This window comes from Sediminibacterium sp. FW305-C-269, from assembly GCF_058231045.1.
Window position 1 is genome coordinate 601,626 of record NZ_JBIQXQ010000002.1, and the last position, 13,552, is coordinate 615,177.

Sequence of the window (13,552 nt, forward strand, 5' to 3'; positions counted from 1 at the left end):
ATGCGCCCGCATTTCCTGTGAGGCTGTACATTTGTATTACATTTTTTAAAAGTAAAATCCCGAAGGAACCACATGAAAGTAATGAAGTTTGGCGGCACCAGTGTTGGTAAGCCGGAACGTATGCACCAGGTATCGCAGCTCATCACCAAAGATGCAGAACCCAAGATTGTAGTGCTCAGTGCACTGAGTGGAACCACCAATGCACTGGTAGAGATCAGTACCAGCCTGTCGCATAGCGACCGTACCCTTGCCAAACAGCAGATCGATAAACTGGAAGCACATTACAGGAGTTTTGTACTGGACCTGTTGAAGCAAGAGGACACCAGAGCAAAAGCAAATGCGGTCGTTACAGAACATTTTGAATTCCTGAATATCATATTGCGCATCTCATTCAGTGAAGCGCTGAACAAAGATATCCTTGCACAGGGTGAACTGATGAGTACCAAACTCTTTAGCGCTTATCTGGAAGAGCAGGGTATCGATCACCTGTTGTTGCCTGCGCTGGAGTTCATGTCTATCGATGCGAATGAAGAACCCCAACTGCCGGCGATCAGAACCAAACTGACCCATTTGCTGCAGGAGCATAAGGATAAGCAACTGTTTATTACACAGGGATATATCTGCCGTAATGCAAAAGGCGAAGTGGATAACCTGAAACGAGGTGGTAGTGATTACACGGCATCGCTGGTGGCTGCTGCAGTACATGGAACCGTTTGTGAGATCTGGACTGATATCGATGGCATGCACAACAATGATCCGCGTATCGTGGAAAAGACCATCGCCATCAAACAACTGAGTTTTGATGAAGCGGCGGAGCTGGCTTATTTCGGTGCCAAGATACTGCACCCGACCTGCATCTGGCCCGCACAGCAGGAGAATGTTCCCGTGAAGCTGTTGAACACCATGGAACCCGATGCACCCGGAACCGTGATCACCAAGGAAGCAGGCAGCGTGGGTGTCAAAGCCGTAGCGGCAAAAGATGGCATCATCGCCATCAAGATCAAGAGCAGCCGCATGTTGCTGGCTTATGGTTTCCTGCGTAAAGTGTTTGAGGTATTTGAGAAATACCATACTTCCATCGATATGATCACTACCTCAGAAGTGGCGGTATCTGTGACCATCGATTCGGATATCTACCTGCTGCAGATTGTTCGCGAACTGGAACCCTTTGGTACCGTGGAAGTGGAAGAACAGCAGAGCATCGTATCCATTGTGGGTAATGAGATCGCGAAAACAGATGATGTGCTGCACAAACTTTTCTCAGCAGTAAGCGAGATCCCCGTTACTATGGTAAGTTACGGTGGCAGCCCGCATAACATTTCACTGCTTGTTCCCAGTACCTATAAAACCAAAACCTTACAATTGCTGAACAAGGGATTGTTCGGTCTATAATTTGCTTATGGCAACCAGGATCATCCTCAACCGGAAGAATGAATGGCGAAACCGTGCACGGGGTTTCAAGGTATGGATCGATGGGAAAGAAGCCGGAACCATCGCCGATGGCGGTTCTGAAGCCTTCCCGGTGGAACCTGGCACACACAAACTCCAGTGCAAGATCGACTGGTGCAGCAGTACCGAGTTGGAACTGACGGTGCAGGAAGGGGAGACCCGTTTTGTGCAGGTAGGCTCCGGTATGAAATATTACAGCCTGTTCACAACCCTTATGATATTGGTGCTGCTTTCGGGCCCGGTGATCAAATACCTGCAGCTGAAAGTTCCGGAAGAGTTCACCTACCTGCAACTGGCGGTATTGGTGCCCTTCCTCTTGTATTACCTATATTATCTTAGCTTTGGACGTAACCGTTACCTGCAGCTGAAAGAGGATGGGGCTAACCTGTTCCGCTAAGCCAAAAGATAATTTTTCAAAACCGCTGATACGATTCAGCGGTTTTTTTATGCCGAAAAACCCGTACCATTGTATAACTAAATTTATAGTTATGATGCGGTGCTGGTTGTTGTTGTGTCTCGGTTGCTTCGCCTGGATGGAAACGCATGCGCAGGCTGACCTGGGCGGACAGGTATTGAGTGCAGATAACAGACAGCCTGTGGCATCTGCCAACGTCTATATCAGCAACAGTTCCATCGGAACGGTCACGGATGAGAAAGGGTATTTCCTGATCCGTAATTTTCCTGCGGGCAGGTATGATCTGGTGGTGTCCTGTGTGGGGTACACAACACAGGTGATCACGGTCTCTTCAGCGCAGTTGCCCAAACAGCTGACCATACTATTACAGCCCAAAGTGAATGAATTGCAGGAAGTGATCGTTGAGCCTTTTGATAAAAATGGCTGGGAACGATGGGGTAATTTTTTCCTGGAGAATTTTATCGGTACATCGGCTTTTGCCCGTGATTGCAAACTGCTGAACAGGGATGTGATCAAATTCCGATTCAGCAAAAAGAAGAACAAACTGGAAGTGATTGCCACCGACAGGCTGGTGATAGAGAACCATGCACTGGGGTATGTGCTCAAATATGACCTTACCCGTTTTGAATACGATTTTGGTAGCCGGATCTTCCTGTACCAGGGATATCCCCTGTTCGAAGAGATGGAGAGTAAACGTTCGGGCCGGCTGAAGCGATGGGCAGCCAACCGGGAAGACGCTTATTTTGGATCGGTCATGCACTTTATGCGTAGCCTCTACCGGAATCAACTGGTGGAACAGCATTTTGAGGTACGCAGGCTGATCAAGATCGCGGATGCAGAGAAGAAACGCGTAAAGGCCCTCTACCGCACGCAGGCGGTGAATGCAGCCATTAACGGTACTGTGATGGTGGACGGACAATTACCTGGCCTCCGCCGTGATTCAGCCGCCTATTACCGTAAAGTGATGAATGAACCGGAATCGATGAATGTACTGATCAACAAAATCCTTACGGGGGATAGTATTGCCTATGCCCTGGATAGTGCTACCGTAGGACTTGAGTTCCCCGATTACCTGCAGGTGGTTTACACGCAAAAGAAAACCCCGCCTGAATACCAGAAGATGCTGCCACGTGGGGTCTTCAGTATCCCGCTTACCTCTGAGCTGGTGCGTACCAGTCTGAACCCCATCATGGTATTGGCATCCGGTAATTATTTTGAAGGTACCGACCTGATCACTTCAGGTTATTGGGCCTGGTCTGAAAAGATCGCCAACCTTTTGCCGAATGAATATTGGCCCGCCACCAAAAAATAAAAAGCCGCGCCTTTGCGTCTTTGCGAGCCGATCACACCGATCATAAAAAAAGGCCGGTATGCATACCGGCCTTTTTTATTGAACTCCTTCCATCGTCAGATGATCAGTAATGCATCACCATAACTGAAGAAACGGTATTTGTCTTTGATCGCTTTTTTATAGGCTTCCATGGCCAGGTCATAACCCGCAAAAGCACAGGTCATGATCAGCAGGCTGGTCTTGGGTAAATGGAAATTGGTGACCAGGCTATCCGCCACATTGAATTTGTAAGGCGGGTGGATAAAGTGATTCGTCCAACCCTCGCTGGGCTTCAGCAATTTCTGTGCGGTGAAACTGCTTTCCATGGCACGCATGGTAGTGGTTCCGATAGAGCAGATGCGGTGGCCGGTTTCTTTGGCTTTGTTCACAATGGCACAGGCCTGTTCGTTGATGGAATAGTATTCAGCATCCATCTTGTGTTTGCTGAGGTCCTCTACTTCAATCGGTCGGAAAGTGCCCAGTCCTGTGTGCAGGGTCACTTCTGCAAAACGGATACCCAGGATTTCACAACGTTTGATCAGTTCCTTGCTGAAGTGCAGACCGGCAGTGGGCGCGGCAACGGCACCTTCGTATTTGGCATAAACGGTCTGGTAACGCTCTTTGTCTTCTTCATCCGGCTTGCGCTTGATGTATTTGGGCAGCGGGGTTTCTCCCAGGTGTTCCAGCATTTTTTTGAAGCTCTCGTCATCGTCGTCCCACAGGAAACGGATGGTACGGCCACGACTGGTAGTATTGTCGATCACTTCGGCAACCAGCTCTTCATTCTCGCCGAAATACAGTTTGTTGCCTACACGTATCTTTCTTGCGGGATCAACAATCACATCCCACAAACGGTTGGGTTTATTCAGTTCACGAAGCAGGAACACTTCGATCTTGGCGCCGGTCTTCTCCTTGCGGCCATACATCCTGGCAGGGAATACCTTGGTGTTGTTTACTACAAATACATCCTTGTCGTCGAAATACTCTAAGATGTCGCGGAAATGCCTGTTCTCCATATGCCCGCTCTTACGGTCAACAACCATCATACGGCTGTCTTCTCTTTTTTTGGTCGGGTTCTGTGCGATCAGGTTCAGGGGAAGGTCAAACTTGAATTGCGATAATTTCATGTGTCTAATCCTGTTTTAAGATGATAGCCACAATCAGTTTGTTGTCCCGCCGGGCTTGGCAGGGGGCACTCACTTCATGTTACGGCATGAATTTCAGAAGTTTGCAAAGGTAACATAAGATAAGGAATATGCCAATTTGTGCCAAATTCCGGTTCTCGATCTGTGCATATCTTATCGACCGATACCCGGAATGGAAGATATAAGCCTTTGTGTATAAGTGCTTTGTGGAGAATTGTACACCTGTTCAGCCAGGCCCATTTCTTCAATCTTTCCCTTATTCATCACCAGGATCCTGTCGCTGATATAACGTACCACGGACAGGTCATGCGAAATGAAAATGGCTGTGAACCCGAATTCCTGTTTCAGGTCGTTCAGCAGGTTCAGCACCTGTGCCTGCACGCTTACGTCCAGTGCGGAAACGCTTTCATCGCAGATGATAAAAGAGGGCTGTAATGCCAGTGCCCTTGCGATCACGATCCGCTGCCGCTGGCCACCACTGAATTCATGCGGGTAACGGTGATAATGTTCCGGGCGAAGATTTACTTTTTCCAGCAGGTCCAGCACTTTCTCTTTCCGCTGCCGGCCATTGGTAAGCAGACCATGTACCAGCAAAGGTTCCGCAATGGCTTCACCGATGCTGATACGGGGATTGAGTGAGGAATAAGGATCCTGGAAAATGATCTGCATATCCTTGCGCAGGGCTTTGAGCTGCGAGCTGCTGGCTGTGAGCAGGTCGGTGTTCTTATAGTGGATGGATCCTTCTGTGACATCGATCAGCCTGAGCAGGGCCCTTCCCAAAGTGCTTTTGCCACAACCTGATTCGCCTACCAGGCCAAGTGTTTCACCTTCGTAGAGGTCAAAACTCACATCGTCAACAGCTTTGGTGTAGGCAGTTGTTTTTCCCAGGAATGTTTTTTTTGCGGGGAACCAGACTTTGAGGTTTTGTACAGCAAGCAGTGATGTGGTGGCAGTTTGTGGAGAGGGGGGTGTTATCGGTTCCTGCGCTGTTACCTTCGCACCGTTTTTTTCCTGGATATTGCCTTCGGCATCCACTTCCATGAAATCGCTGACCACCGGCAAACGCTCGCCTTTGGGGTGTAGCATGGGGCGACAGGCGAGCAGGGCCTTGGTATAAGGGTGTTTGGGATATTTGAAAATGGTATCGGCCATATCCTGTTCTACGATCACGCCTTTGTACATGACGGCTACCCGATCAGCAATATCGGCCACCACACCCAGATCATGCGTAATGAAGATCACGCCCATCTGGTTCTGCAGCTGCAGTTCACGGATCAGTTGCAGGATATTCTTTTGTACGGTCACGTCCAGTGCCGTGGTAGGTTCATCACAGATCAGCAGGTCGGGTTCGCAACTCATGGCCATGGCAATCATGACGCGTTGTTTTTGTCCGCCGCTTAACTGGTGCGGATAACGGTGGTACATACCTGCAGGATCGGGCAGTTGCACTTTTTCGAACAGGGCGATGGTCTGGCGGGTAGCTTCCTCAGTACTGATCACTTTGTGTTGCAGGATGGCTTCCCGCACCTGAAACCCACAGGTAAGCACGGGGTTCAGCGAGGTCATGGGTTCCTGGAAGATCATGGCCACACGGTTGCCGCGTATGGCGGATAACTGCTCGCGTGGTAACTGAAGCAGGTCAATGGTGTTCTCATCGCAGTTCAGCAGGATCTCTCCCGAAACATATTCGGCTGGAGGCGTTGGTAACAGCTGCAGAATGGATAAAGAGGTCACGGATTTACCCGAACCTGATTCGCCTACAATGGCAAGCAGTTCGCCACGTGAAACAGATATGTTGATATTCTTTAATGCTTGTGTGCGAGCACCATCTGTGACAAAATGGATGCTCAGGTTTTTGATGTGTAACAAGGGCAGAGACATGGGTAAAGATAACTTCGAAATTCTGTAATCCGGAGCATCAAAAATCACCGATCCGTAATTCACAAATCATTAGGTATTTTTTACACAAACACTACCATTATTGACGCCCTTTCACCTATTTTTGCGCTCACAATTGTTAGTTTTGAAAATTGTGAAAGGCTTTCAGTAAAAATCAGCTCATGATTCGAAAATCCTGGTGGAAAATAGCAAGTTTTGTTTTACTGTTATATACCTGCTCTTACGGCTTCCTGGTTGAAGTGCCTTCTCCTCCCGGTGTTCCGCTGAAAGAAACCATCCGCAACCTGTTTTTCCATGTCCCTATGTGGATCGCGATGATGGTATGTTTCACCGTTTCCGTGGTATATGCCATCCGTTACCTGCGTTACCAGCGGGCAACAGACGAGATCTATTCAACTGAATATGCCCGTACCGGTACTGTATTGGGTATCCTGGGTCTGGTAACCGGTATGATCTGGGCCAACTATCAATGGGGTAAAGCCTGGAGCGGCGATGCCAAACAGAATGGAACCGCCATTGCCCTGCTCATCTACTTCGCGTATTTTGTTTTGAAAGGAAGTCTGCAGGATGAGGAGAAGCAGGCAAGGATCGGATCGGTATACAATATTTTCGCTTTTTTCATGTTGTTTCCAACCATCTGGATCCTGCCAAGACTGGCGGAAAGCCTGCATCCGGGCGGATTGGGCAGTGAAGGTAACCCGGGTCTCAACCCGAAAGATACCAGCAATTCGATGCGCAGTGTTATGTACCCGGCTTTTATTGGCTGGACATTATTGAGTGTATGGATCACCACCTTACGTATCCGAGTGCAAATGATTAACCATAAAAGATTGAACCAATGAATAAACTGGTAAAAATGATGGCGCTGTTACTGTTACTCGCAATGAATACGGCAGTGCAGGCACAGGAAGTGGTGGCTACAGCAGACAATGCAGGACTGATGCGCAGTAACGGAAGAATTTATGTGGTGGTGGCCGTTGTGGTGACCATATTACTGGGATTGTTTGCCTACGTGTTCAGCCTTGACCGGAAGATCACCAGGCTGGAGAAGAATTCGTGAGTGGTGAGTAGTAAGTAGTGAGTAGTGAGTACTTGTCCTTACTCACCACTCACCACTCACGCAACAAGTCTACAGGCGGGCAACCGCAATACATATAAAGTTTAAACTAAAACGATTACTCATGTCAAGTCAACAAGCGTATAGCTTCTTTCAAAGCGTTGAGAAAAGCTTTGATAAAGCTACCAAGTTTACCAAGTGGGAGAAGGGATTACTGGAACAGATCAAAGCCTGTAACAGTGTATACAGCATGCGTTTCCCAGTTAAGATGGATGATGGAAGTATTGAAGTGATTGAGGCGTACCGTGTGCAGCACTCGCAGCACAAATCGCCTTGTAAAGGTGGTATCCGCTTCAGCGAAGAAGTGAACCAGGATGAAGTGATGGCACTGGCCTCACTGATGACCTACAAATGTGCCATTGTGAATGTGCCGTTTGGTGGAGCCAAAGGCGGCATCAAGATCAATCCGAGAAAACACAGCGTGTATGAGCTGGAAAAGATCACCCGCCGTTATACCAGTGAACTGGTGAAGAAGAACTTTATCGGACCAGGTATTGATGTACCTGCACCCGATTACGGAACCGGCGAAAGAGAAATGGCCTGGATCGTAGATACTTATCAGTCACTGAAACCCGGTGAGATCGACGCTGCCGGTTGTGTTACCGGTAAACCGATCACACAGGGCGGTGTACGCGGACGTAAGGAAGCTACCGGCCTGGGTGTGTTTTATGGTATCCGCGAAGTGTTGAATATGCCCGATGTGATGCAGAAACTGGGAATGACCGTAGGTGTGGAAGACAAAAGAGTGATCGTGCAGGGACTGGGTAATGTGGGTTACCACTGTGCCAAATTCTTCCGCGAGCATGGAGCCAAAGTGGTGGCCATCGCTGAATACGAAGGTGCGATTTTCAAAGCAGATGGTCTGAATGAAGAAGAAGTGTTCCAACATAGGAAAGCAACGGGTTCCATCCTGAATTTCCCCGGTGCCACCAACCTGGAAAAGAGTGGCGATGCATTGGAACTGGAATGTGATGTACTGATCCCTGCAGCCCTGGAGAACGTAATCAACAGCAGCAATGCAGAGAGGGTGAAAGCCAAAATAATTGGTGAGGCAGCAAACGGTCCGTTGACCCCCGAGGCAGATGAAGTGTTTGTTAAAAAGGGTATCCTGGTTGTGCCTGATATGTATCTGAATGCGGGTGGTGTAACCGTATCTTATTTTGAATGGTTAAAGAACCTGAGCCATGTCCGTTACGGAAGGATGGAAAAGCGATTCACCGAGAACATGAATGGCAGGATATTGGAACAGATGGAAAACCTGACTGCCAAAAAAGTGGACTCCCAAGAGCGTAACCTGATCATGCATGGCGCAGATGAGATTGATCTGGTACATAGTGGTCTGGAAGAGACCATGATCGGTGCTACCCGCGAGATCATGGATATCTGGAAAAGCAACCCTGATATTCCGGATATGCGCACCGCAGCATATGTATGTGCCATCAATAAAGTAGGTACCACTTATGCTGAACTGGGTATCTTCCCATAAGAACAGATGAATATCGATCAGGGAACAGAAGAATGATGAATCTTCCTTCTGATGGGTTCTGATCACTGGAAAAGCCGTTGCAGATGCAGCGGCTTTTTATGTTCGGGAAATAAAGTTGTTATCCGAAATCTGCGAACCGTCTGTTCAGGAGAATTCAGGGAAGTGGGTGAGGGGTTCCGCTTTGCCATGGTTCAATGCAAAACCCGCTGTATCGGTTCCGTTGGTGATGATGAGGTAACTGGCCTGGATACTGATATTGTAATTAAGGACCTGTTTGAGCACGGCTTCGCTTAGGGGGACATTCATTTCCTTGCACTCGATGATCATCCACGGCGTTGCATTGCGGTATACCAGGATGTCGAATCGTTTTTTGAGTTCTCCCAATATGATCTCTTTTTCTACAGCTATGAGCGATGCGGGATATTGAAGGGTCTTAGCCAGGTATTGCAGCATGTTCTGCCGTACCCATTCTTCGGGCGTCAGGCGTACCCATTGTTTCCTGAATTCGTCGAATATCCACTCCTTATCAGCTTCCTGTTTAAAGCGGAATTCGTGTTTCGGGTACCTGATAGAGAGCATGCGGTTTGTTTAAAGCAGCGAAATTCTGTATTTTAGCCAATTATCTTGTTCAAAGATACCATTGGGTATCTGTTAAAAGTAGGGATTATGAAAACAAAAGAAGAGATCGTCAATAACTGGCTGCCCAGGTATACGGGCGAGCAGTTGGAGAATTTTGGAAAGTATGTGTTGCTCACCAATTTCAGCAATTATGTTACCATGTTTGCTGAGTGGAATAAGGTAGAAGTGGTAGGTGCGGGCAGACCCATGCAATGTGCCACAGCCAACGGTATTACCATCATCAACTTCGGGATGGGCAGTCCGGGTGCAGCCACCGTGATGGACCTGCTCACCGCCATACAGCCGGAAGCAGTATTGTTCCTGGGTAAATGCGGGGGACTAAAGAAACGTAATAAGATCGGAGACCTGATATTGCCCATTGCTGCCATCAGGGGAGAGGGTACTTCCAACGACTATTTCCCGCCGGAAGTTCCGGCCATGCCGGCATTTGCCCTGCAGAAAGCTATCTCCACCACCATACGTGATTACCAGGTGGATTACTGGACCGGTACCGTATACACCACCAACCGAAGGGTATGGGAGCATGATGAGGAATTTAAAGACTATCTTACCAAGTTAAGGGCTTATGCCATTGATATGGAAACCGCTACCATCTTTACGGTAGGGTTCTACAATAAGATCCCCACCGGGGCCCTGTTATTGGTGAGCGACCAGCCCATGGTGCCGGAAGGGGTAAAAACGGAAGCCAGCGATCAGAAAGTTACTTCGCAGTTCGTAGAGAACCACTTGAAGATTGGTATCGATTCATTGAAGCAGCTGATCAACAACGGGTTGACCGTAAGGCACCTGCGTTTCTAATCTCTCCAGAGAAAAGGGAAAAGTATCACGGCCAGGGCAATGACCATCAGGTCGAGCCCGGCCAGCAATCCCACCATTTGCCACCAGCCTCCCTGGATTACAGAGGCAAAAGCGGTAGAAGAGATCTTCATCAACAAAAGCAACTGGGGAATGATGATGGGGAAACCCATGATCGCCATCAATGCCGCCTGTTGCTGTGCTTTGGCGGCAATAGCTGCCAGAAAAGTAAATACCAGGCTCAGGCTTACGCCGCCCAGGCAGGTGATGAATAAAAATGTGAGTCCATTCTCCAGTGGATTGCCCAATAACACCGTAAATACGCCCAGACTCAGCAGGCTCATCACGATCATCAGCAATGCGTTGAACAGGAGTTTGGACAGTACAAAATCCCTGGCACCTGCTATGGAGTAGAAATAGAGCATACGCCCCCGGTTCTCCTGAAGAAAACTTTTGGCCACGGCATTGATGCACACAAACAGCTGGATCACCCAGAACAGTCCGTTCCATACTTTCTCTTCGGGCTGGTCCATCGACAGGTACACCACAAATATGGTAGAAGCCAGGTACAACAGGATGCCATACAGGGTATATTGCTGACGGGCTTCCAGCAGCAGATCCTTCTGCATCAATGCCAATATGCGTTGGTTAGCTTTCATGGGCACATTTGCGGCATCTGGGTTCGTAAGTTTCTTTTTCGCCGAGCAATACCTGTCCTTCCTGGGCAGTTTTGCGGTAAGAAACATTGGCAATATTGCCACACTGCATGCAGATGGCGTGCAGTTTGGTGATATAATCGGCAATCGACAACAGGTAGGGCATCTGGCCAAAGGGTTTCCCCAGGTAATCCATATCGAGGCCAGCCACTATGACGCGTACGCCCCTGAGTGCCAGGGTCTCACATACGTTACAGATCTCATCGTCAAAAAATTGGGCCTCATCGATGCCCACTACGTCTACGCCTTCGGACAGCAACAGGATGGTTTGGGAATTGTCGATAGGGGTAGATTGTATGGCATTGGCGTCGTGACTGACCACATTGGTCTCATCGTAACGCACATCGATGGCAGGTTTGAAGATCTCTACTTTCAGGTTGGCGATCTTGGCCCTTTTCAGCCTGCGGATCAGTTCTTCGGTCTTGCCGCTGAACATACTTCCGCAAATCACTTCGATCCATCCTCTTCTCTCGCCTGATAAATTCGGTTCAATAAACATCCGTAAAATAAATTAAACAGGAAAACGTTTGTAACTTTAGACATCCCAAGTTTTGGTAACCCCCAAATGTATTACATCCGATGGAAAGAGTGGGCACGTTGATCAACAAACTGAAGGAACAATTTGAGCAGCAGGCTGATGCCGACAAACTGGCGGTGACGGCGCAGATGCTCCTGGCCGAGTTACAGGCCAACCAGTCTGCCCAATCGGTGAAAAGCAAGGTTTCCGTTGTGTTGCCTTCGGTAGCTACCCATGCCCATACTACAGCGCCAGAGCCGGAAAAAGAAGCCCCTGTTTCCAACTGGTTGTTCGAAACACCCACGGACATTCCAACGCTGGCGCACCAGGTGCAGCCTGTTCAGGTTGAAGTCCCAGCAGCGCAAGTGCCCAAAAAACAGTTGTTTGAATTCAATACCTTACTGGCTACCCCAAAAGAGAGCCTGAATGAGAAGCTGAAAGAAGAAAAAGTGGAAGTAGCTGCGGTATTGCAGGGCGCACCGATACGTGATCTGAAAAAAGCCATCGGCATCAATGACCGTTTCCTGTTTGTAAATGATTTGTTCAGGGGTGACGAGAATATGTATGAACGGAGCCTGAAAACCATCAACAGCTTCAGCATTTACCCGGAAGCACAATATTGGATCCAGCGCGAATTGAAAGTAAAACTGAGCTGGCCCGATAACAGTGAAGCAGTGAAGATCTTCGATCAACTGGTCAAGAGACGGTTTTCCTGAATATAGCCCAAAACCTTTTCTGTAGCACCCGCTTTTGACTGTACATAATCGCCGGCTGCTGATGCCGCTTTGTGGTATATGTCTTTTTGTTGTAATAACTGCTGCAACTGTTCTTCCAGCTCCAGCGCATCTTCAATGACAAAAGCGCCTCCGCAGTCAATCATTTCTTCCGCTTCCGCATATTTATCGTAAACCGGTCCGAAGATCACGGGGATCCGGTACACCGCAGCTTCCAGGATATTGTGTATGCCATCGTCACCGAAACCCCCGCCGATATATCCGATCGTTGCATAATGGTATAAGCGGCTCAGCATACCCATATTATCAATGATCAGCACATTGATATTGTCTGAGATGAATTTACCTTTTTCAATGGCATTCCTGTAATCTGAGAATAACATGGCGTGTTTATACAGCCGGAGGCATTCTTCCAGTCTTTCCGATTCAATGGCATGTGGTGCAATGATCCAGCGGGTTTCGGGATGGGTATTGGCAAAATGATCCAGTTCCTCGTCGTCTTCTGTCCAGGTGCTGCCTGCCACAATAGTAGGGTGCCCCTCGCAGAACTGCCCGATCAGTGGGATTGCCTCAAACCTGTTCCTGATGGTGATGACACGATCAAAACGTGTATCACCACTGATCAGCACTTTCTCCTGCAGACCAATTGCGTTCAACAGACTGGCTGAAGCGGCGTTCTGCACCAGCAGACAGGTAAAGGCAGCCAGCATTTTTCGGTGCAGGTAGCCATACCACTTGAAAAAAGGCTGTTCCTCACGAAAGATGCCTGATACCAGCAGCAGCGGTATTTCCCTGTCGCGGATCTCTTTCAGGTAATAATACCAGAATTCATATTTGATAAAGACCACCAGTGAAGGTTGAACGATATCCAGGAAACGGTCTGCATTTTTGGGAGAATCCATCGGCAGGTAAAAAATATGGTCTGCTCCCTGGTAGTTCTTCCGGATCTCATAACCCGAAGGCGAAAAAAATGTGAGCAGTATCTTATGACCTGGATAGGATGTTTTTATTCCCTCCAATACGGGCAGTCCCTGTTCGAACTCGCCCAGTGAAGAACAATGGATCCAGATCACCGGGTGGGGGTTCTTATAAAATGCGGAACTCAGCTTTTCGAACAATTTTTTCCTGCCGGAGACCCATAACCGGGCTTTGGCATTGCCGAGACCAATGATACGGGCAATAAGGGGATACAGCCATACGAATAAACGGTAGATCAGCATCAGCAAAGGTTATACTGCAAAGAAACAAATAAAACAGCTTGTATGACCGGGTGCTTTTATATGAGGATTCGGCGGTATATGAGCCTTTTG

The 13,552-nt window shown here is 48.4% G+C and carries 14 protein-coding genes; 8 read left to right on the top strand and 6 right to left on the bottom strand.

What is annotated here, in order from left to right:
• The first annotated feature begins 72 nt into the window (after positions 1-72).
• The 3 genes from ACH3Y6_RS07960 to ACH3Y6_RS07970 all read left to right on the top strand — a co-directional run bounded on the left by ACH3Y6_RS07960 (position 73) and on the right by ACH3Y6_RS07970 (position 3,176).
• Positions 73-1,392, top strand: coding sequence for an aspartate kinase (locus ACH3Y6_RS07960; protein ID WP_490835066.1), 1,320 nt, complete (start codon positions 73-75; stop codon positions 1,390-1,392).
• A gap of 7 nt (positions 1,393-1,399) precedes the next feature.
• A complete protein-coding gene (locus ACH3Y6_RS07965; RefSeq protein ID WP_490835067.1) occupies positions 1,400-1,846 on the top strand; it encodes a hypothetical protein in 447 nt (148 codons plus the stop codon).
• A gap of 91 nt (positions 1,847-1,937) precedes the next feature.
• The gene (locus tag ACH3Y6_RS07970; RefSeq protein WP_490835068.1) at positions 1,938-3,176 is read left to right on the top strand and encodes a carboxypeptidase-like regulatory domain-containing protein; all 1,239 of its coding nucleotides are present in this window, start codon (positions 1,938-1,940) and stop codon (positions 3,174-3,176) included.
• 95 nt (positions 3,177-3,271) lie between these two features.
• Here ACH3Y6_RS07970 and queA read toward each other — a convergent pair whose 3' ends face one another.
• Positions 3,272-4,321, bottom strand: coding sequence for a tRNA preQ1(34) S-adenosylmethionine ribosyltransferase-isomerase QueA (gene queA / locus ACH3Y6_RS07975; RefSeq protein ID WP_490835069.1), 1,050 nt, complete (start codon positions 4,319-4,321; stop codon positions 3,272-3,274).
• Between the two features lie 171 nt (positions 4,322-4,492).
• Positions 4,493-6,220 carry an ABC transporter ATP-binding protein gene (locus ACH3Y6_RS07980; protein ID WP_490835070.1) on the bottom strand — a complete coding sequence of 576 codons (1,728 nt, stop codon included), beginning with the start codon at positions 6,218-6,220 and terminating at the stop codon, positions 4,493-4,495.
• A 179-nt stretch (positions 6,221-6,399) separates the two neighbouring features.
• On the opposite strand from ACH3Y6_RS07980, the gene ccsA reads away from it, so the two are divergent.
• The 3 genes from ccsA to ACH3Y6_RS07995 all read left to right on the top strand — a co-directional run bounded on the left by ccsA (position 6,400) and on the right by ACH3Y6_RS07995 (position 8,841).
• Positions 6,400-7,080: a cytochrome c biogenesis protein CcsA gene (gene ccsA, locus ACH3Y6_RS07985; protein ID WP_490835071.1), complete on the top strand. Its 681-nt coding sequence runs from the start codon at positions 6,400-6,402 to the stop codon at positions 7,078-7,080.
• Positions 7,077-7,298: a CcmD family protein gene (locus ACH3Y6_RS07990; protein WP_490835072.1), complete on the top strand. Its 222-nt coding sequence runs from the start codon at positions 7,077-7,079 to the stop codon at positions 7,296-7,298. The genes ccsA and ACH3Y6_RS07990 overlap by 4 nt, the downstream gene beginning before the upstream one ends.
• 121 nt (positions 7,299-7,419) lie before the next feature.
• On the top strand, positions 7,420-8,841 hold the full coding sequence (locus ACH3Y6_RS07995) for a Glu/Leu/Phe/Val family dehydrogenase (RefSeq protein ID WP_490835073.1): 1,422 nt from the start codon (positions 7,420-7,422) through the stop codon (positions 8,839-8,841).
• Positions 8,842-8,985: 144 nt separating this feature from the next.
• Here ACH3Y6_RS07995 and ACH3Y6_RS08000 read toward each other — a convergent pair whose 3' ends face one another.
• Entirely contained in the window at positions 8,986-9,420 is a 435-nt protein-coding gene (locus ACH3Y6_RS08000; RefSeq protein ID WP_490835074.1) for a type I restriction enzyme HsdR N-terminal domain-containing protein, read from the bottom strand.
• An 87-nt stretch (positions 9,421-9,507) separates the two neighbouring features.
• Here ACH3Y6_RS08000 and ACH3Y6_RS08005 point away from each other — a divergent pair, with 87 nt between their 5' ends.
• A complete protein-coding gene (locus ACH3Y6_RS08005; protein ID WP_490835075.1) occupies positions 9,508-10,278 on the top strand; it encodes an AMP nucleosidase in 771 nt (256 codons plus the stop codon).
• On the opposite strand, the gene ACH3Y6_RS08010 is transcribed toward ACH3Y6_RS08005, so the two are convergent.
• Both ACH3Y6_RS08010 and ACH3Y6_RS08015 read right to left on the bottom strand, forming a co-directional pair.
• Positions 10,275-10,934 (bottom strand): heme exporter protein CcmB, encoded by a 660-nt coding sequence (locus ACH3Y6_RS08010; protein ID WP_490835076.1) that lies wholly within the window; start codon positions 10,932-10,934, stop codon positions 10,275-10,277. The genes ACH3Y6_RS08005 and ACH3Y6_RS08010 overlap by 4 nt on opposite strands.
• Complete coding sequence (locus ACH3Y6_RS08015; protein WP_490835077.1) at positions 10,924-11,490, bottom strand: thymidine kinase; 567 nt, start codon at positions 11,488-11,490, stop codon at positions 10,924-10,926. The genes ACH3Y6_RS08010 and ACH3Y6_RS08015 overlap by 11 nt, the downstream gene beginning before the upstream one ends.
• A gap of 80 nt (positions 11,491-11,570) precedes the next feature.
• On the opposite strand from ACH3Y6_RS08015, the gene ACH3Y6_RS08020 reads away from it, so the two are divergent.
• Positions 11,571-12,224 carry a DUF8457 domain-containing protein gene (locus ACH3Y6_RS08020; RefSeq protein WP_490835078.1) on the top strand — a complete coding sequence of 218 codons (654 nt, stop codon included), beginning with the start codon at positions 11,571-11,573 and terminating at the stop codon, positions 12,222-12,224.
• Here the strand turns inward: ACH3Y6_RS08020 and ACH3Y6_RS08025 are convergent.
• The gene (locus tag ACH3Y6_RS08025) at positions 12,197-13,462 is read right to left on the bottom strand and encodes a 3-deoxy-D-manno-octulosonic acid transferase (protein WP_490835079.1); all 1,266 of its coding nucleotides are present in this window, start codon (positions 13,460-13,462) and stop codon (positions 12,197-12,199) included. The genes ACH3Y6_RS08020 and ACH3Y6_RS08025 overlap by 28 nt on opposite strands.
• Positions 13,463-13,552 lie beyond the last annotated feature (90 nt).

What these genes read in the sequence shown, in the direction of transcription:
- ACH3Y6_RS07960 (WP_490835066.1), top strand. Translation starts at nt 73, where the DNA reads ATGAAAGTAATGAAGTTTGGCGGCACCAGTGTTGGTAAGCCGGAACGT.
- ACH3Y6_RS07965 (WP_490835067.1), top strand. Translation starts at nt 1,400, where the DNA reads ATGGCAACCAGGATCATCCTCAACCGGAAGAATGAATGGCGAAACCGT.
- ACH3Y6_RS07970 (WP_490835068.1), top strand. Translation starts at nt 1,938, where the DNA reads ATGATGCGGTGCTGGTTGTTGTTGTGTCTCGGTTGCTTCGCCTGGATG.
- queA (WP_490835069.1), bottom strand. Translation starts at nt 4,321, where the DNA reads ATGAAATTATCGCAATTCAAGTTTGACCTTCCCCTGAACCTGATCGCA.
- ACH3Y6_RS07980 (WP_490835070.1), bottom strand. Translation starts at nt 6,220, where the DNA reads ATGTCTCTGCCCTTGTTACACATCAAAAACCTGAGCATCCATTTTGTC.
- ccsA (WP_490835071.1), top strand. Translation starts at nt 6,400, where the DNA reads ATGATTCGAAAATCCTGGTGGAAAATAGCAAGTTTTGTTTTACTGTTA.
- ACH3Y6_RS07990 (WP_490835072.1), top strand. Translation starts at nt 7,077, where the DNA reads ATGAATAAACTGGTAAAAATGATGGCGCTGTTACTGTTACTCGCAATG.
- ACH3Y6_RS07995 (WP_490835073.1), top strand. Translation starts at nt 7,420, where the DNA reads ATGTCAAGTCAACAAGCGTATAGCTTCTTTCAAAGCGTTGAGAAAAGC.
- ACH3Y6_RS08000 (WP_490835074.1), bottom strand. Translation starts at nt 9,420, where the DNA reads ATGCTCTCTATCAGGTACCCGAAACACGAATTCCGCTTTAAACAGGAA.
- ACH3Y6_RS08005 (WP_490835075.1), top strand. Translation starts at nt 9,508, where the DNA reads ATGAAAACAAAAGAAGAGATCGTCAATAACTGGCTGCCCAGGTATACG.
- ACH3Y6_RS08010 (WP_490835076.1), bottom strand. Translation starts at nt 10,934, where the DNA reads ATGAAAGCTAACCAACGCATATTGGCATTGATGCAGAAGGATCTGCTG.
- ACH3Y6_RS08015 (WP_490835077.1), bottom strand. Translation starts at nt 11,490, where the DNA reads ATGTTTATTGAACCGAATTTATCAGGCGAGAGAAGAGGATGGATCGAA.
- ACH3Y6_RS08020 (WP_490835078.1), top strand. Translation starts at nt 11,571, where the DNA reads ATGGAAAGAGTGGGCACGTTGATCAACAAACTGAAGGAACAATTTGAG.
- ACH3Y6_RS08025 (WP_490835079.1), bottom strand. Translation starts at nt 13,462, where the DNA reads ATGCTGATCTACCGTTTATTCGTATGGCTGTATCCCCTTATTGCCCGT.